The following is a 19,348-nucleotide window of genomic DNA, read 5'->3' on the forward strand; positions in this document are numbered from 1 at the left end:
CGTACGAAACGAGAGCGCCGCTCCCCTCGGGGAGCGGCGCTCTCGTGCGATCCAGGTGAGCCGTCAGGCGATGGATGCGGCGACGACGGCGGCGACCGCGAGGTTGCAGGAGGCCGTCACCCACACGGCGGGGTGCGGCTCGGGGTCGACCACGATGGCGCCGAGCTTGCCCGGGGTCACCAGGTCCAGCACCAGGAAGGCGACGGCCATCAGGACCAGGCCGAGGAGTCCGAACGCCGCCGTGGACAGCAGGCCCTTGCCGAAGCTGTCGTACGTGGTCCAGATCGAGGTGAAGACGATGCCGCCGATGCCGAGCAGCGCCGAGGAGAGCATCACGGCGGCGTTCCGGTTGCGCTCTTCCCAGATCTGCTTCGGCAGCTTGCCGGGGGTCAGCACGTCCACCAGGACGATGCCGAGGATGAGCAGCACCAGGCCGACGCCGCCGAATGCGGTGGTGCGGCCAAGTCCGTTGATGATGTCGCTCATTGGGAAGCCGTCTCCGGGGTGGGGTAGGAAGTACGTCGCGTGCCTGTCGTCGCGGTGGCCGAATCTATCGCACGCCATCGCACCCGACCATGGGGAGGTCAGGAAATGGCGGAGCTCAGGGCGGCGCGGCCCGATGAGGCCGACGCGCTGACGGGGCTGGTCATGCGCTCCCAGGCGCACTGGGGGTACGGGGCCGAGTTCCTGGCCGCGTGCGCGCCGGAGTTGCGGATCGGGGCCGGGGACGAGGTACGGCGGCGGATCGTGGTCGCCGAAGGCGCGGCCGGGGCGGCAGGAGGCCGGTCCGGCGGCGGCCCGGCCACGGTGCTCGGGCTCGCCTCCCTGGACGGGGAGCCGCCGCTCGGGCGGCTGGGGCTGCTCTTCGTCGAACCGGCCGCCATCGGCGGGGGTGTGGGTCGCCTGCTGTACCGGGACGTGCTGCGGCGCGCCGCCGGGCTCGGCTTCCGCAGGCTGCTGATCGACGCCGATCCGCACGCCGCCGGGTTCTACCGGGCGATGGGCGCGGTGGCCTCGGGTCCGGAACCGGGGCCGGGGCGGGGGCCGGGTCCGGGGCCGGGGCCGGGGCCGGGGCCGGGGCCGGAACCAGGGCGGGGTCCGGAACTGGGGCCGGAACCAGGGCGGGGTCCGGAACTGGGGCCGGAACCAGGGCGGGGTCCGGAACTGGGGCCGGAGCCGGGGCCGGATGCTTCCGGCGGGCTGGTGCGGTTCGAGGTGGCGCCCGTGCCCCTGGCGGACTGGGCCCGGGCCTGGACGGGCGGCGGGGCGGCCGTGCACGTGGGCAATGTCGCAGAGTACAACGCGCAGTTCGCGGACGCCTCCCTGGACCGGGAACAGCGGGCCGCCCACCACTACGCCTGTCTGGCCGCCTTCTACAGCCCGCGGCCGGCCGCGCTGGTGCTGCCGCGCGCGGTGCCGCCAGGCTGGATCTCCCTGCTCGGGCGCCAACTGGACTGGCCCGCCGGGGTGGAGGTGTACGACGGGCTCGCGGAGCGGGATCCGCTCCTGTCGGACGCCGTACGGTCCCGGCCGGCGCTGGCCGCACGGCTGACCGGGACCAGGGCCGGGACCGGGACCGGGACCAGGGCCGGGACCAGGGCCGGGACCAGGGCCGGGACCGGGACCGGGACCGGGGCCGGGGCCGGGACCGGGACCGGGACCGGGACCGGGACCGGGGCCGGGCCCGGGCCCGGGCCTGGAGCCGGAGCCGGAGCCGGGGCCGGCGCCGGGGCCGGGGCCGGCGCCGGGGCCGGGGCCGGCGCCGGGACCGCGCCACTCGTCCCGTGGGGCCTGACCGCGCCCTTCGCCCGGCTGGCGCGGCGGCCCTGGCGGCCGGACGAGCTGCGGTACGAGTCGAAGTCCGCGGCTCACGGGCTGTTCGGCCGGATCCTCGCGGAGGGCGCGCACCCCGCGATCACGCTGCCCGCGCAATGGCGGGCGGACACCCGGCGGGCGGCGATCCGGCTGCTGGCGTCCCGGACCAAGGCGGGCGAGAGCACTGTTCTCAAATCGGAGCACGGCGTGGGCGGCTCGGGCACCGCGGTGATGACCCCCGAGCGGGTCCGCGCCGCGGGCGGCGCCCGGGCGGCGGTGCGGGCGCTGCCGCGCGGACCGCTGCTGGTGGAGGAGTACGTACGCGGTCCGGCGGATCCGGCCGAGCCGCGCGACCTCACGTACGACGGGTTCGTGGACGCGCGGGGCCGCGTGCACGAGGTCGGCGGGGCGGTGATGGACGTGGCGGACGGCGGGTACCGCGGGGCGACGGTGGGCCCGGGGGTGCTCCCCGGGTGGGCGGCGAAGCCGCTGCTCGCCTTCGGCCGCGCGGTGGGCCGGGAGCTGTCGGCCGCTGGCTACCGGGGCTGGTTCGACGTGGACTTCGTCGCCGACGGCGCGGGACGGCTCGCCCCGACCGAGACGAACCTGCGCCTGACCGGGCCGTCCGTGGCCTTCGTGGTGGCGGCCCGGCTCGACGAACTGCGGGGTGCGGGACACTTCGTACGGATCGCCGACCGGGTTGAGCTGGGCGCCCGGCTGCCGGAGGCGGCCTTCGACGACCTGTGCGAGCGGCTGTCCCGCCGGTGCGCCGGGATCGGCGCGGTGTTCCTCCCCGCCATCCCCACCGGTGCCTTCGAACCGGCGCCCTGGATGGGCGCCCTGGTGGCAGCGACCGGCAGGGATCTGCTGGACGCGGCCGAGCGGCTGGTGCGGGCGGAAGCGCTGTCCGTCGGGGCGATGTTCGAGCAGGCGGACGGGGACCGGTAGGCCGGAGCTCAGCCGGCCGGATCCCTGGTCGGGCCCCCGTCCCGGACCGGCGCCTGCGCCTGCCCCGGAACCGACGCCGAGGCCGGGGCCGGGGCCGAGACCGGGACCGGGACCGGGGCCGGGGCCGATGCCCGGTCCGGGTCCGGGTCCGGTTCCACGTCGAAGGCACTGAGCGGCGGACGCGAGGCGTAGACCGCCACGATCCCGGCGGCGATCATCAGGGGAATGTTGAAGGCGTAGACGAGCGCGGCCTGTTGGGGCCAGTCCTGCTTGGCCGCGAGCCGGTAGAAGTTGTCCTGCGGCCACCACGCGGCCAGCAGGTAGACGATCGCCAGATGGGCCGCCGCGGTGATGCGGGGGCCGCGACGCCCGTGGCGGCGCATCCGGGACCGGCCGGCGAACAGGAACCAGACACCGGCCGCGAACGCCCAGCACTCGAACAGGTAGAGGAGGAAGAAGAGCGTCGCGTACGGGTTCGGGACGCCGGAGAGGTCCGTGGAACCGGGCCAGAGGATCATGGTCAGGAGCATGGTGAAGCCCGCCACCAGGACCAGCCCGACCGCGATGAAGAAGATGACGCCGGCCCATCCGGCGATGTTGGACCCCGAGTCCCCTCGCGCGTACGCGCCCCCGTACTTGCTCCCGCCTCCGCTGCGATCCTCCCCGGCCGGTCCGGGCGGCATCGGGAGCGCGGCCCGCTGCTCGCGGCCGGCCCGGTCCCGGGGGATCCTGGGCAGCCGGAACACGGCACTCGGCATCATGGCCCCCGGCAGCCTGCCCGCCAGGTGGCGGCGGAGTTCCCCGCCGTCGGGGAGGTCGGATCCCGGGGGCCAGGTGTCGTCCTCCGCGGCCGGGGCGAGGAAGGCGACGAGCATCGGTCGCGCGTTCACGCCCGTACCGGCGCCCTTGACCTCGGCCAGGAGCGCGGCGCCCACCGCTTCGTGGCCGCGGATCGCGGACTCGACGGGATACGGGTCGAAGGCTTTGCCCTCCACGGTGAGCCGGTCGCGGAGCCGGCCACGGAACTCCAGCAGGCCGTCGGGGCGCAGTACTCCGAGATCCCCGGTCGGGATCGGTTCGCCGCCGCCGGGCACGGTGAGGTGGATCTGCCCGTCGCGCACGTCCAGCTCGCAGCCGGGGAAGGCGGTTCCGATCAGCGAGAGCTCCTCGGGCCCGTCCAACGGTGCTGCGAGCTGCGGGAGTTCGAAGCGGGCGCCGACGCCCGCCGCTTCGGTGGGCCCGTAGACGTTGAGCAGTCGGGCGCCGGGCCGCAGTCGGGCGAGCAGTGCGGCCTGCTCGTCGAGGTAGAGGCGGTCGCCGGTGACCGTGACCATGCGCAGGGACCGCAGCCCCTCGTCGGGGCGGCGCAGGGTCCGCGACAGGGACGCCTCCCGGTCGCGTACGAGGAGCTGGGCGGCGGTGTCCGGGTCGGTGTGCAGGACGGTGACCCGCTCGGCGTCGACGGCGCGGCGCAGCGACGCGGGTGTCCAGCGCGGGCCTTCGGGCAGGACGAGGGTGCCGCCCTCGCACAGGGCCCGCGTCCATCCGGCGGCGAAGCCGGTGAGGTCCGGGGCGGCGGTGATCAGGTGCCGGTCCTCGGGAACCGGCCCCACCACCCGGGCCCATCCCTCGTGGGCGGCGAGCAGCCGCTCCTGGGAGAGGGGGACGGCCCGCCGGTCCGCGCCCCCGGTGAACAGCACGGCGGCCGCGTCCCCTCGGGGGGCCCGGTCCGGCGGGTCGGTGGACAGCCTGCCCGTGGCGGCCTCCTGCTGCGCGCCGAGGAGGATCACCCGCAGGTCGCCGCCGTCGTCGAGGCGGGCCTGGTCGGCGGCGTCGGCGAGCAGGACGCAGGGCCGGGCGGCGGCGAGCTGGCGCTGTCCGGTGCGCGGGTTCTCCACGTCGACGACGGTGTAGGCGGCGCCGGCCTTGAGGATGCCGAGGAGGAGGACGAGGAGCTCGGCCCGCGGGGTGGAGCCCACGGCGACGACGGCCCGTTCGGGCAGCAGTCCGGAGTCGAGGAGGTGGCGGGCCGACTGGTTGGCCCGTGCGTCGAGTTGTCCGTAGGTGAGGCTGCCGGTGCCCGCGGCGAGGGCATGGGCTCCCGGGGTGTCGCGCACCCAGCGTTCGAAGCGGGAGAGAACGGTGTCGTCGGCGCGCCGGCCGAAGTGCGTGAAGGACTCTGATCCCTGCGTCATGGGCCGATTCTGGCACCGGGCACCGACAGGCACGAGGGCTGCGAAAATCCCTCGTACGAGCGACGGTTGATCCATTATCGTCCTGCGCTGGCGCCGACTGGTGCCGCTGGACAGGTTTCGAATGGCAGGAGGCCGCATGGCCAAGGAATTCCAGGTGACGTACGACTGCGCCGATCCGGGCGCGCAGGCGGTGTTCTGGGCGCAGGCGCTGGGCTATCGCGTCCAACTTCCGCCGGAGGGCTCCGCCGACTGGGCGGCCATCTCGGATCCGGACGGCAAGGGCCCGCGGCTCTACTTCCAGAGGGTCCCGGAGGCCAAGGCGGAGGCGAAGAACCGTCTGCACCTGGACGTGCGCTCGGCACCCGGACTGAAGGGGGACGAGAGGATGGCCGCGCTGGAGGTGGAGGCCGCCAGGCTGGAGGAGCTGGGCGCGAAGCGGCTGTACCGCCTGGAGTCCGATGAGGAGAACGAAGGGATCATCGTGATGGCCGATCCCGAGGAAAACATCTTCTGCCTCGACTGACCTCTCGACTTGCCTGTCGACTTGCCTGTCGATCGACGTGTCGATCGACGTGTCGAACAGGGTTCCTGGTCACCCCGGGGCCATCCACCCCTTGACCTCAAGTTTGGTTGAGGTCCTACGGTTCGGCTCATGGATATGGAAGTCACCGCCTGGACCTCGCTCCACAGCGCGATCAACGCCCAGCAGGACCGGCGCCCGCTCTCGCGGGCCGGCCTGCGCCGGATCGCCGCCTTCGCCCGCCCGCACCGGCGCGGGCTGACCTTCTTCCTGCTGCTCAGCGTGGTGACCGCGCTGCTCGCGGTGGCCACCCCGGTGCTCGCCAGCCGCGTGGTCACCACGATCGTCGAGGGCCGCGAGGGCGGTACGGTCACCCGCCTCGCCCTGCTGATCGCGCTGATCGCGGTCGCGGAGGCGGGGCTGGGGCTGGTCCTGCGCCGGTTGTCGTCCACCCTCGGCGAGGGGCTGATCCTGGATCTGCGGACGGCGGTCTTCGACCACGTGCAGCGGATGCCGGTGGCGTTCTTCACCCGGACCCGGACCGGGGCGCTGGTCAGCCGCCTCAACAACGACGTGATCGGCGCGCAGCGGGCCTTCAGCAACACGCTGTCGGGGGTGGTGTCCAATACCGTGACGCTGCTGCTGACCCTCACCGTGATGCTGGGCATCTCCTGGCAGATCACCCTGCTGGCCCTCGTCCTCCTGCCGGTGTTCGTGCTGCCGGCCCGCCGGATGGGGGTGCGGATGGCTGCGTTGCAACGGGAGGCTTCCGCGCTCAACGCCTCGATGGGCACGCAGATGACCGAGCGGTTCTCCGCGCCGGGCGCCACGCTCGTCAAACTGTTCGGGCGGCCCGACGAGGAGTCGGCGGAGTTCGCGGCGCGCGCCGCGCGGGTGCGTGACATCGGGATCCGGACGGCGATGGCCCAGTCGGCCTTCATCACCGCCCTCACCCTGGTCTCCGCGCTGGCCCTGGCGCTCGTGTACGGGCTCGGTGGCCACTACGCGCTCGCCGGCACCCTGGACGCGGGCTCGGTGGTCGCCCTGGCCCTCCTCCTGACCCGGCTGTACGCGCCGCTGACCGCGCTGGCCGGGGCCCGGGTGGAGGTCATGAGCGCGATGGTCAGCTTCGAGCGGGTCTTCGAGATCCTCGACCTGAAGCCGCTGATCTCCCAGAAGCCGGATGCCCGCCGGGTGCCGGAGGGGCCGGTCGCCGTGGAGTTCGACAAGGTCTCCTTCGGCTACCCCTCCCCCGACAAGGTCTCCCTCGCCTCCCTGGAGGAGGTCGCGACCCTCGACGCGAGGGGCGGCACCGAGGTGCTGCACGAGGTGTCCTTCCGCGCCGAGCCCGGGCAGATGATCGCCCTGGTCGGCTCCTCCGGCGCCGGGAAGTCGACCATCGCGCAGTTGCTGCCCCGGCTGTACGACACCGACGCCGGTGCGGTCCGCCTCGGCGGGGTCGACGTACGGGACCTCACCGCGGACTCGATCCGCGAGACGCTGGGCATGGTCACGCAGGACGGCCACCTCTTCCACGAGTCGGTACGGGCCAACCTGCTGCTGGCCCGCCCGGAGGCCGGAGAGGACGAGATCTGGGAGGCCCTGCGCCGCTCCCGGCTCGACGGGCTCGTGGCCTCGCTCCCGGACGGGCTGGACACGGTCGTCGGCGAGCGCGGCTACCGGCTCTCGGGAGGGGAGCGCCAGCGGCTGACCATCGCCCGGCTGCTGCTGGCCGGCCAGCGGGTGGTGATCCTGGACGAGGCCACCGCCCATCTGGACTCCACTTCGGAGGCGGCCGTCCAGGAGGCCCTGGCCGAGGCCCTGGCGGGCCGGACCGCCGTGGTGATCGCGCACCGGCTGTCGACGGTGCAGGCGGCCGATCTGATCCTGGTGGTGGAGGACGGCCGGATCGTGGAACGCGGCACCCACGCCGAGCTGCTGGCGGTGGGCGGACGGTACGAGGAGCTGTACCGCACCCAGTTCGCGGCGGCCGGCCCGGACGGGGACACGCCGGCGGAGCAGGCCGTTCCGGGCGGCGCGGCGGCGGTCTCCGGCGGATGATGGCCAACGGGGCGGCCGGCAGCGGCCCCCCGCAACCGCTGGGACACCGGAGTCAGGAGCAGCCGATGGACATCAAACTGGAACTGGTCGCCGTACCGGTCACCGACATCGACCGGGCCAAGGCCTTCTACGAACGGATCGGCTTCCACGCCGACCACGACATCACGGTCAGCGAGGAGATCCGCTTCGTCCAGCTGACCCCGCCGGGCTCGGCCTGTTCGATCGCCCTCGGCAAGGGCCTGACCCGGATGACACCGGGTTCGCTGGACAACATGCAGGTCGTGGTCGCGGACATCGAGGAGGCCTTCGCGGATCTCAAGGGCCGGGGCATCGAGGTGACCGAGATCGAGGACATGCCCTGGGGCTCCTTCGTCTACTTCTCCGACCCCGACGGCAACGGCTGGGCCGTCCAGCAGACCACCCCGCGCACGGGCTCGACGGGCTGAGGGCCGCCCCGGCGACCGGGGCTCAACCCTCGTACGGGTGGGGCCGGGTGCGCAGGGCGTGGCCGTGCCGTACGCCCTCCCGGAAGGCCGCCTCGTACGCCTGGTCGCCGAGCGCCCCGCGCGCCGTACGCTCGAACTCCTCTCGTACCGAGGCCAGTTCGGGCGTACCGCGCTGCGGGTGGCCGACGGCCTGCCAGTAGGCGTGGCCCGTGCCGTACGCGCGGGCCGCGCCGGCCCCGTCCCCGGTCGCCGCGCGGGCCGCCGCGAGCAGGTCGAGACCGAGGGCCGTGCCGAAGCTGTCGCCCAGCTCCCGCTTGCTCTCCAGCATGGCGCGGGCGTGTACGGCGGACTCGGCGGGGCGCCCCTCGAAGAGGCAGATCAGGGCCAGTTGGTAGTCGGCGTAGGCCCGGGTCCAGTGTTCGCCCCGCTCGGTGCAGCCGGCGCGCAGCAGCTCCGCCTCCTCCCGGGCGTCGGTGAACAGGCCCGTGCCGGTGAGCGCGAAGACCCGTACGAGGTGGCAGCGGAGCCGGGGCCCCGAGTCGAAGGGCGTGCCGGGGAAGGCCTCCAGGGCGTTGTCGGAGACGATCCGCGCGGCCAGCGGCCGCCCGGCCAGCAGGTGGCTGAGGCCCAGCAGGTACGCGGCGTCCAGCGCCGGCCCGGGGTCCCCGTCGAGCCCCGCGGCCAGGGCCTCGCAGCCGACGGCGATCCGGTGGGCCTGCCCCTGCTCTCCCTGGAGGAGCAGGGTCACCCCGAGGGCCCACAGGGCGCGCACCCGGATCCGCGCGGGCACCTCCTCGGGCCGCGCGGCGGCCAGCGCCCGCTCCAGGTAGCCGCGGGCGGCGTGCAGGTGGCCGCAGCAGGCCCAGTAGAAGCCGGCGCGCGCGGCCAGATCCAGGGCCCGCTCCGGGGCGGTGGCCAGGTGGTGGTCGAGGGCCGCGCAGAGGTCTCCGTGCACCGCCTCGACCTTCCGGTACCCGGTCCGCTGGGCGGGCCCGAGCCAGTCCCGCTCGGCGGTGCGCACGAGCTCGGTGAAGTACGCGGCGTGCGCCTCGCGCAGCGCCTCGCGCTCCCCTGCCTCGTCGCGCCACATGGCCCCGTACTCCCGGATCGTGTCCAGCATCCGGTACGAGCCGTCCGCGCCCCGGCGTACGACGGACTTGGCGACCAGCGCGTCGAGCAGCGGCAGGACGTCCGCCTCGGCGAGGGGGCCGGCGGAGCAGACGGCGCGTGCGGCCGCCAGGTCGAAGGAGCCGCCGAAGACGGACAGCCGCAGCCACAACAGCCGTTCGCGTGGTGCGCACCACTCGTGGCTCCAGCCGATGGCGGTGCGCAGCGCGCGGTGGCGCGGCGGCTGGACGGGGGCGGCTGCGGGTGCGGCTGCGAGTGCGGGTGCGGGTGCGGGTGCGGACAGCGGGCCGATCCTGCGGGCGAGCCGCTCGGCCAGCCCCTCGATGGTGTGGTCGGTCAACTGGGCGGCGGCCAACTCGAGCGCGAGGGGGACCCCTTCGAGGCGGGCGCACACGGAACGGGCGGCCGCGAGCCGCGCCTCGGTCCAGGGCGGCGCCTGCCCGGGGGCGGCAGCGGCGGCCCGCCGGGTGAACAGGGCGAGGGCCTCTTCGGCTCCGAACGGGTCGACGGCGTGCGGCAACGGGCCGATGTCCAGGACGCGTTCGTCCGACAGTCCGAGCGGCTGCCTGCTCGTGAGCAGCAGGACGAGGTGCGGGGCGGCGTCGAGCAGCTCCCGTACGAGGCTCCGTACCGGCGTCACCAGGTGCTCGCAGCAGTCCAGCACGAGGAGCAGCCGGCGCCCGCCGATCCATTGGCGCACCGCTGCGACCGGGGTACGGGCGGTGTGGTCGGCGAGGTCCAGGGCGTCGGCCACGGTGGCCACGAGCAGTCGTTCGTCGGGCAGCGGGGAGAGGTCGGCCCAGTGGACCCCGTCGGGGAAGGGGCCCGCAGGATGGCCTGCCCCGGGGCGACCGGCCCCGGGCGAACCGGCCCCCGCCAGGGCCCCCGCCCGGCGGGCCAGGCAGGTCTTGCCGACGCCGCCCGGCCCGGTCAGGGTGATCAGCCGGTCCTCACGCAAAGTCTGTTCGAGCAGGGCCAGTTCACGGGTCCGCCCCACGAAGGAGGACCAGTCCCCGGCCCCGTACCCGTCGCCATGTCCCAGCACCCGCCCAGTGTGGCGTACGGGGCGGGTGCCGGAGGCGCGGTCACTCGCGGACGGGGTCCCGGTCAGGGCGCCTGCGGCGGGGGGCGTCGCGGCTCCGGGCTGCGGATGCACGGGCGCCCAGGGTGCGTCGCAGGTGACGGCGCGCCCGCTGGTCCCGCAGGGGGTGCGGTAGAGCGTGCCCGTCTTGGTGATGGCCTTGATCTTCACGTCGTTGCCCTGGATGGCCGGGGCGACCGTGCAGACGTCGGCGGGGTAGCCGGTGACCGGTGCAACGGTGAGGCCGCCGGTCCAGTCGAAGTCGCCCCACTGGCCCGCCATATCGCGGGTGCGGCGGCCGAGGTAGGTCCTGCCGTCCTTGAGGACGGGCGCGAACTCCTCGGAGTTGTTGGGCATCTGGTTGTCCACCGAGGCACAGGGGCCGATCGGGCCGGGCACCCCGCGAGGCCCCGCCGGGCCCAGCGGACCGAGCGCCCCGGTGACGCGGGCCGGACCCGGGGCGCCCTGCCGTCCGGGCGGCCCCGCGATGCCCTGCGGACCCGCGGTGCCGGGAAGACCGGGCACCCCCTGCGCGCCCGCCGGCCCGGCCGGTCCCGCAGGGCCGTCCGGGCGGCCCGCGAAGCCCTGCGGACCCGCGGCGCCGGGAAGACCGGGCAGCCCCTGCGCGCCCGCCGGACCCGCAGACCCCTGCTGCCCCTGCGGCCCGGCCGCCCCGACGTCTCCGGTCCGCCGAGGTCCCCCTTGGGCCCCGGGTCCCCCTTGCGCCCGACGGCCCCCCGGTCTCCCTTGGGCCCGGCGATCCCCTGCTCGCCCTTGACCCCAGGCGGCCCGGCATCACCGTTGACCCCGGCGCTCCCCCTCTCGCCCTTGACCCCAGGCGGCCCGGCATCACCCTTGACCCCGGGAGCCCCGGCATGGAACTGCTGGTCCTGTCCGCGGCCCCCGGCAGCCCCGCCGAGGACGGGCTCCGGCTGCTCGCGGGACTGGGCGCGGACAGCGCCGACGCGCGTCCCCCGGTGAACGTCCGGGTGCACGACTGACCGGGTGGCGGCCCGTCCCTCCGTGCGCCGGCCGGCCCGCCCGTCCGCCCGCCTACGGCGCGAGTACGTCCAGTTCCTCCAGCGCGCCCACCGCGATCTGCCGCGTCAGCGCCTCGGCGCCGGCCGCGTCCCCCTCCCGTACGGCCTCGGCCACCCGCACGTGCAGGGTGACGGCGGCCGGGTCGGGGTCGTGGAACATCACCGCGTGCCGGGTGCGCCCGGTCAGGACCTCGGCGACGACATCGCCGAGCCGCGCGAACATCTCGTTGCCGGAGGCGTTGAGCACGGTCCGGTGGAAGGCGATGTCGTGGCGGAGGTACCCGTCGAGCTGATGGCCGCGTGAGGTGCGGACCATGCCCAGGGCCGCCTCGGTGAGTTCGGCGCACTGCTCAGGGGTGGCCCGCAGCGCCGCGAGTCCGGCCGCGACCGGTTCGATGGCCGAGCGCAGCACGGTGAGGGAACGCAACTGGCGGGGGCGGTCCGCGCCGGCGAGTCGCCAGCGGATGACGCGCGGGTCGTAGACGTTCCACTCCTCGGTGGGGCGGACGGTGACGCCGACCCGGCGGCGGGACTCGACCAGTTGCATCGATTCCAGCACACGGACCACCTCGCGGACCACTGTCCGGGAGGCGTCGAAGCGTTCGGCGATCTCGTCGGTGCGCAGCACGCTGCCGGGTGGGTGCTCCCCGGCCGTGATCGCCAGGCCGATCGTGTCCAGTACGTGGGAGTGAAGCCCTTGGCCGCCCGGGCCGCCCGGCCCGCCTGCTCCGCCTTCGCCGCCCGGTCCGCCCGGCCCTTCAGTGGTCATGGCGTAAGCGTACGGTGACCCCCGGATGGACAAAAGATGTGATGTTTTACCGAGGAGCCCTTGAATAAGTACTACGTAATGGGCTTCAGTGGTACTCCCCGGGCTCTCCGGGCCGATGTCGACGAGGACAGCGAAACGAGGTGCGCGATGACGCGCGTCATTGTGGTGATGGGCGTGGCCGGGACGGGAAAGACGACCGTGGGCCGGCTGCTCGCCGACGCGCTCGCCCTCCCCTACGCGGAGGGCGACGCCTTCCACCCGGCGGCCAACGTCGCCAAGATGTCCGCCGGCATCCCCCTGGACGACGCGGACCGCCGGCCCTGGCTGGACTCGATCGGCGAGTGGATGCGCAACCGGGCCGGGGTCGGCGGCGGGGTCATCTCCGCCTCCTCCCTCAAGCGGGCCTACCGCGACCGGCTGCGGGCCGTCGCGCCGGACACCGTCTTCGTCCACCTCACCGGCGATCGGCCGCTGATCGAGGAGCGCATGGCCGCACGCAAGGGGCACTTCATGCCCACCGCGCTGCTGGATTCGCAGTTCGCCACGCTGGAGCCGCTCCAGCCGGACGAACTCGGCGTCCTCGTCGACGTGTCCGCAGGCCCGGAGGAGATCGCGGCACGGGCGTTGTCGGCCCTGCGCCGCCTCCCGGCGCCGGTCACGTAGCCACCCGGACCCACCCCGTCCCGCCGCCTTTGGAACGAGAACGAAGGAATCCATCACCGTGACCAGTCTCAGCGTCGAGACTCTGGCAGCGGCCGCCACCGAGCCGATCACCTCGGCCGGCAACACCCAGCTGGGGATAGCCGTCCTCGCGGGCATCGCCGTCATCGTCCTGCTCATCACGCGCCTCAAGCTGCACGCCTTCCTGGCGCTGACGCTCGGCTCGCTCGCCCTGGGGGTGTTCGCCGGCGCCCCCCTGGCCAAGACCATCTCCAGCTTCACGGCCGGGCTCGGCTCGACCGTCGCGGGGGTCGGCGTACTCATCGCGCTCGGCGCCATCCTCGGGAAGCTGCTCGCCGACTCGGGCGGCGCGGACGAGATCGTGGACACCATCCTGGCGCGCGCCAAGGGCCGGGCCATGCCGTGGGCGATGGTGCTGATCGCCTCGGTGATCGGCCTCCCGCTCTTCTTCGAGGTCGGCATCGTGCTGCTGATCCCCGTGGTCCTGCTCGTGGCCAAGCGGGGCAACTACTCGCTCATGCGGATCGGCATCCCCGCGCTGGCCGGCCTGTCCGTGATGCACGGGCTGATTCCGCCGCACCCCGGCCCGCTGGTCGCCATCGACGCGCTCCACGCCAACCTGGGCCTCACCCTCGCGCTCGGCGTGCTCGTCGCCATTCCGACCGTCGTCATCGCGGGCCCGGTGTTCTCCCGGTACGCGGCACGGTGGGTGGACATCCCGGCGCCCGAGCACATGATCCCGCAGCGGCCCTCCGCGGAACTGGAACACCGCCCGCGCTTCGGTGCGACGGTCTTCACCGTGCTGCTGCCGGTGGTCCTGATGCTGATGAAGGCCCTGGTCGACATCGTGGTCAACGACCCGGCCAACACGGTGCAGCGGGTCACCGACGTGGCGGGCTCACCCCTGATCGCACTGCTCGCGGCGGTGCTCGTGGGCATGTTCACCCTCGGCCGGGCGGCCGGCTTCACCAAGGCGCGGCTGTCCGTGACGGTGGAGAAGTCGCTGGCCCCGATCGCGGGCATCCTGCTGATCGTGGGTGCGGGCGGCGGCTTCAAGACGACGCTGATCGACGTGGGCGTCGGCCAGATGATCATGGACCTGTCCGAGAGCTGGTCGATACCGACCCTCCTGCTGGCCTGGCTCATCGCGGTGGCCATCCGCCTGGCGACGGGCTCGGCCACGGTCGCCACCATCTCCGCGGCCGGCCTGGTGGCCCCGCTCGCGGCGGGCATGCCGTCCACGGAGACCGCTCTGCTGGTCCTCGCCATCGGAGCGGGGTCGCTGTTCTTCAGCCACGTCAACGATGCCGGGTTCTGGCTCGTGAAGGAGTACTTCGGCATGACGGTCGGCCAGACCCTCAAGACCTGGTCGGTGATGGAGACCATCATCTCGGTGGTCGGCCTGGGCTTCGTCCTGCTGCTGTCGCTCGTCCTCTGACCCCTCGTCCTCAGACCCCTCGCCGCCGACTCCCCCGCCGGATCCGAGCCCGATCCGCGCCGGGTCCGGCGGGGATCAGGCGGCGTCCGGTCAGCCGGTCCGCCGGTGCCTGCCCCGCGTCCCCTTCCGGGACCCGGGGCGGGCCAGTTGGGCCGCCGCCAGCTCGAAACCGCCCGCCGCGGTGGCGCAGCGGTCGGCCAGTGACGCCACCTCGGCGCGGAACGCGTCGCCCCCCGGGCCCTGCCAGCGCAGGTCTCCGGCGGCACGGCGCAGCCGTTCGGCGTGCGAACGCAGGGCGGCCGAGTGGGCGCGCAGGCCCTCGGCGGGGGCCGGACGGGTCTCGGCCCGGGGCGCGGGCCCGGCGGTGTCCGTCACCGGTCCCGCCCCGGGACGTAGACGTCGGGATGTCCCGGCAGCCGCACGAGGTGGCTTCCGGTGACCAGGCCCCCGAAGCCCGCGAGGGCCGCCGCCGGACCCGGCTCGGGGCCCGAACCCACCCAGGTGACCCGGTAGACCGTGGTGAACTCCCGGCTCGCGGCCAGCCGTCCGGCCGTCCGGGCGCCCGGGCCGTGGCCGAGCAGGGCGAGTTCGGTCCCGGAGGGCACGAGGCGGCGTACGGTCGCGGCCACGTCCCGGACGTGCGCGGCCGGTTCCCCGTACGGGGCGTCGGCGCGGCCGGACTCCGCTGGTGGGCCGGCGAGTTGGAGCACGCACCGCTCGACCCCGTCCGGGCCGACGACCTGCTGGAGCAGGACCGCGCCCGCGGCCGCGCCGATCCGGTCGGCATTGCCCCGGTACCCGGCCGGGGTGCCGGTGGTGTCCAGCTCGGCGAGGAGGCGGGTGCTGCCCGGTTCGGAGCAGGCGGGTCCCCGGTCGAAGAAGGCCCGCAGGGCGGCGCCGATCCCGAGGAGCGGCTCGGCGGCCACGGCCCTGCCGGTGGCGACCTGCCAGCCGGCGTGGTCGTTGAACGGGTTGTCGTCGGTCAGCGCGTTCCAGGCCAGGATGTCGGCGAAGGAAGGGTTCAGCAGGGCGAAGGCGGGACCCTCGCCGCGTCGGCGCACGAGGTCGCGGAACGCCCGGACGGCGTCCGCCTGCCGGCCCTCCTCCACCGCGAGGAACACCTCGGCGGCGGCCGGGTCCGCCGACCTCGCCGGGTTACGGGCGGCCTCGGCCCGGATCCGGCCCTTGAGGCCGCACACCGCGAGGCTGACGGCGAGGCTCTCCCGGCCGGTGAAGACTCCGGCGAGCCACCCGGCCCGCGCCACGCCTCGGCCCCGGGCGGCCCAGCCGAGTCCGTCGGGGTCGGTGAGGGCGCGCAGCAGCGTACGCCAGGCCGCGCGGCGGCGGCTGCCGAAACCCAGTGCGGTGACCGGCAGCCGGGAGCCGAGTGCCAGCCGGGAGGCGTAGCGCGAGGCTTCGCCGACGGCGTCGGCCGCCTCGGCCAGTTCCCGGCACAGGACGCCCAGTTGATCGGCGTCCGGGTCGGTGGGCGCGGAGGTCGCGGAGGTCCCGGGGGTCGCGGCGTCGGACATGGATTCCTCGTCGGGTCGGATGAGCATCGGGCAGGACGGGACGGGACGGACAGGTCGGTCGGTCAGGCAGGCAGGTCGGCAGGCAGGCAGGCAGGTCGGGTGGGCCGGATGCCGTGGCGCCGCCGGGGTGCGGGCGGGGCCGGGCCGGCGCCGGGGTCAGCGGCGGGTCAGGCTCAGGCGGATGCCCTGCGGGTCCAGGGCCGCGGGGAGCGGGCCGAGGGGGTCGAGCACGGGCCGGACGGGCCGGACCCGGTGTCCGCGCAGCACCTCCGCGCAGAGCGCGGCGGTGACCAGCAGCCCCAGTTGTTCGCCGGGGCAGCGGCCGTCGGCATGGCTGAACGGGGCCATCCGGACGTCCCGGTCCGCTTCGCGGGAGGCCCACCGGCCCGGTACGAAGACGTGCGCGGCGGGCACATGCTCGGGGTCGCGCTGGTGGAACAGCACGGGCAGCACCACCCAGGTCCCGGCGGGATGCCGCACGCCCCGCCATTCGGTTTCGGCCCGGGTGATCCGTATCAGGTCGGGGACCGCCGGATACAGCCGCAGCGATTCCCGGACGCAGGCCCGCAGCCGGGGCAGCGCGCCCTGGGCTGCGCCCTGCGCCCATCCGGCGGTGCGGGCCTCGGCGGCGACGGTGTCCTGTTCGGCCGGGTGCGCGCCGAGGAGCAGCAAGGTGCGCAGCAGGATGCCGGGGACGAGGTCGAAGGCGGCCAGCCACTGGCGGACCTGCCCGACCGGGTCCGCCGGCGGCTGGTCCGGCCCGGACCGGTCCGGCCGGCTGAGGAGATCCGCATGGCGGCGGGCCCGCCCGATGAGGGTGTGCGGCTCCGCGAGGTCGGCGTACGCGGCGATCCGCGCGCCGGCCCTGTCGTGGGAACGCCCGAGCCTGCGGCCGAGTTCCGCGTCCTCGGCGGCCGCGTCGCCGAGGACGATGCGCCGGGCGGCGCGGGCCACGGAGTGCCGGACGCGGGCGAGTTCGAGGGAACCCCCCGCTGTCAGGCGCCGGGCCTCGTCGGTGAGGACCGAGAGGAACGCCCCGCAGGAGGGGTGCACGGTCAGTCCCGCGGCGAGCACGGAGTGGTCGACCGCCCGCCGCCCGGCGTGGAGCCCGGCGTGGGCGCAGCTGCCGTCCGCCTGTGCGGCGGGCTGGACGAGGGAGCCGACGGGTTCGGCGTAGAACTGCCGGATGTCCCGCGGATCGAGGATGAGCAGGACGGTGCCGGTCAGCCCCCGTACGAGCACGGGCGCCCCGCCGTGCCGCTCGCGCAGGGCCCGCAGCGTGGCGGCCGACCAGCGCGGCCGGCCGGGTCCCGCGTGCCCGCGCACCGCCCGGGGCCGGACGCTCACGAAGCCCCGTACCAGGGCGGGCAGCGCGTGGGCGGCGGCGGCGAACCGGGCGCTCTCGCCGCGCCCCGTCCCGGCCGTCATACGGGAGCCTCCGCGGCCGGGGCCGGTGGCGTGCGCGCACCGCGGGCGGTCTCGTGGGCCGTACGCATCCGTGTACCTCCGCGCAGCCTGGACTCGACGTTCGGTGATCTCGCGCTCACCGTACGTCGACCGTCCCGGGTCCGCGCCCCGAGGACCACGAGGGGGGTACGGGAGGTCCCCGGGCGGGCTACGGGCGGGGCGGAGCGCCCGGTTCGGGGTCGTGACCGGGGCCGACGCACAGCGCGCCGTGGGCCGGGCGGCGGCCGGTTCACCGACCAGGGGCTCCACGCGCGGATCGGACCGTGACCCGGGCGGGTGACGAGACCGGTGACGAGGCCGGTGCGGGAAGGTCGAGCGCGCGGGCGAGCGCGGCGGTGACCGGGGCGCAGTGGCCGGGCAGGCGTTGCAGGATCCAGTCGGCGGCCAGCGCGAGGAAGTCGGCCAAGTGGCGTTCCGCAGCGTCGAGCAGGGTGCGGAGCTCGGTGACGGACAGTTCGATCACGGGGCTGTCGCTCTGCTCGCCGTTGACGGTGAGCCGGACGGTGCAGCCGAAGCGCTCGGCCACGGGTGACACGGGGTCGTGGCCGAATCCGAGCAGGCTCCCACCGTCGGCGAACCGGTGCCAGTCGCGCCAGTCCTCCAGCCCGTCGCAGCACCCCGGCTGGAAGGTGACGCCCGTGGACGGGTCCGTGACCTGTAGACCGCCGGCGACGAAGAGGTCCTCGAGGGTCAGCAGCCCGTGGAGGAACGAGGCCGGCGGGTCGGCCGGCCGGGGCGGTCGGCCACCGTCGGAGTCTGCGTCATTCCAACTGGCGATGCTCGCGACCGCCGCCCCGACCTCGGCGGGTGAGAGCTCGCCGCTGAGAGGCAGGAAGTCGAACCGGTTGAATTCGGCGACGCGCCAGAGGTCGAAGCCGTCAGGGATGAGAATCTCCAGTACGGGCTGCATCACGATCACCCGGCGAAGTGTTGCGCATCCCGTGCCCGCGCGGCCTCCCCATGACGTGCAGCACCCCGGGCTCGGCCGATGAGCCGGTTCCGCAGGACAGGGAACACGGCATCCTTCCGCCGGATCTTCACCAGGGAAATCCGAGACACGACAGCGTCGCGGTGCCATGGGGTTCAGGCGAAGGCCGCCTCCCGGAAGGCCGTACGGAGCGGGGCCGACGGGGTGGTCGGGAGGAGGGCGGCCCAGCGTCGTCCGCGCGGGGAGATCCACAGGGCCGGGCCTTCGCCGTGGGACCAGGATCCGTGCGCGGCGGGGTGCCAGAGGAGGCCTCGGGCGGGTAGCAGTTCGCCGGTGCGGATGCGGAGCGACTGCGCCGTCCAGGCCGGGCTGACGGGGCCGCCGCCCGCCGGGGCGAGGAGGTGGCTCAGGAACCGGGCGAGGTCGGCGACGGGCGCACGCAGGGTCCCGTCGGCGGTGAAGCCCGTCCGGGTCATGCCGAGCGGCGCCCAGATCCGTTCGGCGGCGAACCCGGCGAGGGGGCTGCCGCACAGCCGCTCGGCAAGCCCGGTGAGCGCGGGCGACACCCCGGAGCCGTGCGTGAGCAGGTGGTGCGCGGTGGTTCCGGCGGGCAGGCCGTCGCCCGCCCCGTAGGCGGTGAGCGGGGTGTGCAGGGCCAGCTCCCCCGCGTCCACGAGCATCCCGATGACGGGCCAGACGGCCAGCACGCCCGCCAGCCCGCCGACATCGGGGGCGGTGTCCGGATCCCCGGCGAGGGCTGGGATTCCGACTCCACCGAGGGCTCCGCCCCCGGCTGCGGCTCCAACTCCCGCCTCGGCTCCTGCTCCGACTCCCGTCTCGGCTCGGACTCCGGCCCCGACGGGGACTGCGGATCCGACTCCGCCCAGGGCTCCGGCTCCGGACAGGGACTCTGTCCCGGCTCGCTCTCGATCCCCGGGCCCGGCCTCCACCACCGCGTCCGGACCGTCCGCGCCACCGACGGCCCAGCCGGCCCCGGGGTCCGTGTCCCGTACCAGCGCCGCGATCCGGTCCACGCGCCTCGCCGGAGCGTGCTGCGTGACCGGCTCGTACTGCCCGCGCTGCCCGCGCTGCCCGGCATGCCCGGTCTGGTCGGCCCGTCCGGCCCGGTCGCTCTGGAGCGTCATGGTCAGCCACGGTACGGCGCCCTCCGCACCTGCCCCGCGCGTCGCGCGGTCGGGCCGCGGTGGGCCACCCGAATGCCCCCGCACCCCGCACTTCGCCCGGTACCCCCGGCCGCGCGCGGGGGCGCGGGGGCGCGGCCCGTGCGGGCCGTCGGCG

At 75.0% G+C, this 19,348-nt stretch carries 16 protein-coding genes; 7 read left to right on the top strand and 9 right to left on the bottom strand.

Translation table 11 applies throughout. The features are described 5' to 3' along the window. Positions 1-63 precede the first annotated feature (63 nt). Positions 64-486, bottom strand: a complete 423-nt coding sequence (locus MTF69_RS08295; protein ID WP_243332104.1) for a DUF350 domain-containing protein — start codon at positions 484-486, stop codon at positions 64-66. 105 nt (positions 487-591) lie between these two features. Between MTF69_RS08295 and MTF69_RS42805 the strand changes: the two genes are divergently transcribed. Next, entirely contained in the window at positions 592-2,763 is a 2,172-nt protein-coding gene (locus MTF69_RS42805) for a GNAT family N-acetyltransferase (RefSeq protein WP_279345530.1), read from the top strand. A gap of 8 nt (positions 2,764-2,771) precedes the next feature. On the opposite strand, the gene MTF69_RS08305 is transcribed toward MTF69_RS42805, so the two are convergent. Beyond that, positions 2,772-4,958: an AMP-binding protein gene (locus MTF69_RS08305; RefSeq protein WP_243332106.1), complete on the bottom strand. Its 2,187-nt coding sequence runs from the start codon at positions 4,956-4,958 to the stop codon at positions 2,772-2,774. A 136-nt stretch (positions 4,959-5,094) separates the two neighbouring features. Here MTF69_RS08305 and MTF69_RS08310 point away from each other — a divergent pair, with 136 nt between their 5' ends. The 3 genes from MTF69_RS08310 to MTF69_RS08320 all read left to right on the top strand — a co-directional run bounded on the left by MTF69_RS08310 (position 5,095) and on the right by MTF69_RS08320 (position 7,985). Next, entirely contained in the window at positions 5,095-5,481 is a 387-nt protein-coding gene (locus MTF69_RS08310) for a VOC family protein (RefSeq protein ID WP_243332108.1), read from the top strand. 129 nt (positions 5,482-5,610) lie between these two features. After that, positions 5,611-7,539: an ABC transporter ATP-binding protein gene (locus MTF69_RS08315; protein ID WP_243332109.1), complete on the top strand. Its 1,929-nt coding sequence runs from the start codon at positions 5,611-5,613 to the stop codon at positions 7,537-7,539. A 65-nt stretch (positions 7,540-7,604) separates the two neighbouring features. Continuing rightward, a complete protein-coding gene (locus tag MTF69_RS08320) occupies positions 7,605-7,985 on the top strand; it encodes a VOC family protein (protein WP_243332111.1) in 381 nt (126 codons plus the stop codon). 22 nt (positions 7,986-8,007) lie between these two features. Here the strand turns inward: MTF69_RS08320 and MTF69_RS08325 are convergent, their stop codons facing one another. Beyond that, a complete protein-coding gene (locus MTF69_RS08325) occupies positions 8,008-10,719 on the bottom strand; it encodes a regulator (protein WP_243332114.1) in 2,712 nt (903 codons plus the stop codon). Positions 10,720-11,069: 350 nt separating this feature from the next. Here MTF69_RS08325 and MTF69_RS42810 point away from each other — a divergent pair, with 350 nt between their 5' ends. Continuing rightward, positions 11,070-11,195, top strand: a complete 126-nt coding sequence (locus tag MTF69_RS42810; protein WP_279345531.1) for a hypothetical protein — start codon at positions 11,070-11,072, stop codon at positions 11,193-11,195. A 52-nt stretch (positions 11,196-11,247) separates the two neighbouring features. Here MTF69_RS42810 and MTF69_RS08330 read toward each other — a convergent pair whose 3' ends face one another. Further along, positions 11,248-12,003 carry a FadR/GntR family transcriptional regulator gene (locus MTF69_RS08330; RefSeq protein WP_243332116.1) on the bottom strand — a complete coding sequence of 252 codons (756 nt, stop codon included), beginning with the start codon at positions 12,001-12,003 and terminating at the stop codon, positions 11,248-11,250. Positions 12,004-12,150: 147 nt separating this feature from the next. Between MTF69_RS08330 and MTF69_RS08335 the strand changes: the two genes are divergently transcribed. Then, on the top strand, positions 12,151-12,666 hold the full coding sequence (locus MTF69_RS08335; RefSeq protein ID WP_243332117.1) for a gluconokinase: 516 nt from the start codon (positions 12,151-12,153) through the stop codon (positions 12,664-12,666). 58 nt (positions 12,667-12,724) lie between these two features. After that, positions 12,725-14,122: a gluconate:H+ symporter gene (locus MTF69_RS08340; RefSeq protein ID WP_243332119.1), complete on the top strand. Its 1,398-nt coding sequence runs from the start codon at positions 12,725-12,727 to the stop codon at positions 14,120-14,122. A 90-nt stretch (positions 14,123-14,212) separates the two neighbouring features. Here the strand turns inward: MTF69_RS08340 and MTF69_RS08345 are convergent, their stop codons facing one another. The 5 genes from MTF69_RS08345 to MTF69_RS08365 all read right to left on the bottom strand — a co-directional run bounded on the left by MTF69_RS08345 (position 14,213) and on the right by MTF69_RS08365 (position 19,194). Then, positions 14,213-14,497, bottom strand: a complete 285-nt coding sequence (locus tag MTF69_RS08345) for a hypothetical protein (RefSeq protein WP_243332121.1) — start codon at positions 14,495-14,497, stop codon at positions 14,213-14,215. Next, positions 14,494-15,654: a hypothetical protein gene (locus MTF69_RS08350; RefSeq protein WP_243332123.1), complete on the bottom strand. Its 1,161-nt coding sequence runs from the start codon at positions 15,652-15,654 to the stop codon at positions 14,494-14,496. Before MTF69_RS08350 ends, MTF69_RS08345 begins: the two co-directional genes overlap by 4 nt. Positions 15,655-15,810: 156 nt before the next feature. After that, positions 15,811-17,082, bottom strand: a complete 1,272-nt coding sequence (locus tag MTF69_RS08355) for a cytochrome P450 (RefSeq protein WP_243332125.1) — start codon at positions 17,080-17,082, stop codon at positions 15,811-15,813. Positions 17,083-17,350: 268 nt separating this feature from the next. Next, positions 17,351-18,031 (bottom strand): hypothetical protein, encoded by a 681-nt coding sequence (locus MTF69_RS08360; protein ID WP_243332637.1) that lies wholly within the window; start codon positions 18,029-18,031, stop codon positions 17,351-17,353. 173 nt (positions 18,032-18,204) lie between these two features. Beyond that, positions 18,205-19,194 (bottom strand): hypothetical protein, encoded by a 990-nt coding sequence (locus MTF69_RS08365; protein WP_243332128.1) that lies wholly within the window; start codon positions 19,192-19,194, stop codon positions 18,205-18,207. Positions 19,195-19,348: the final 154 nt, after the last annotated feature.

It is taken from the genome of Streptomyces sp. AP-93, from assembly GCF_022808175.1.
Taxonomy (GTDB): domain Bacteria; phylum Actinomycetota; class Actinomycetes; order Streptomycetales; family Streptomycetaceae; genus Streptomyces.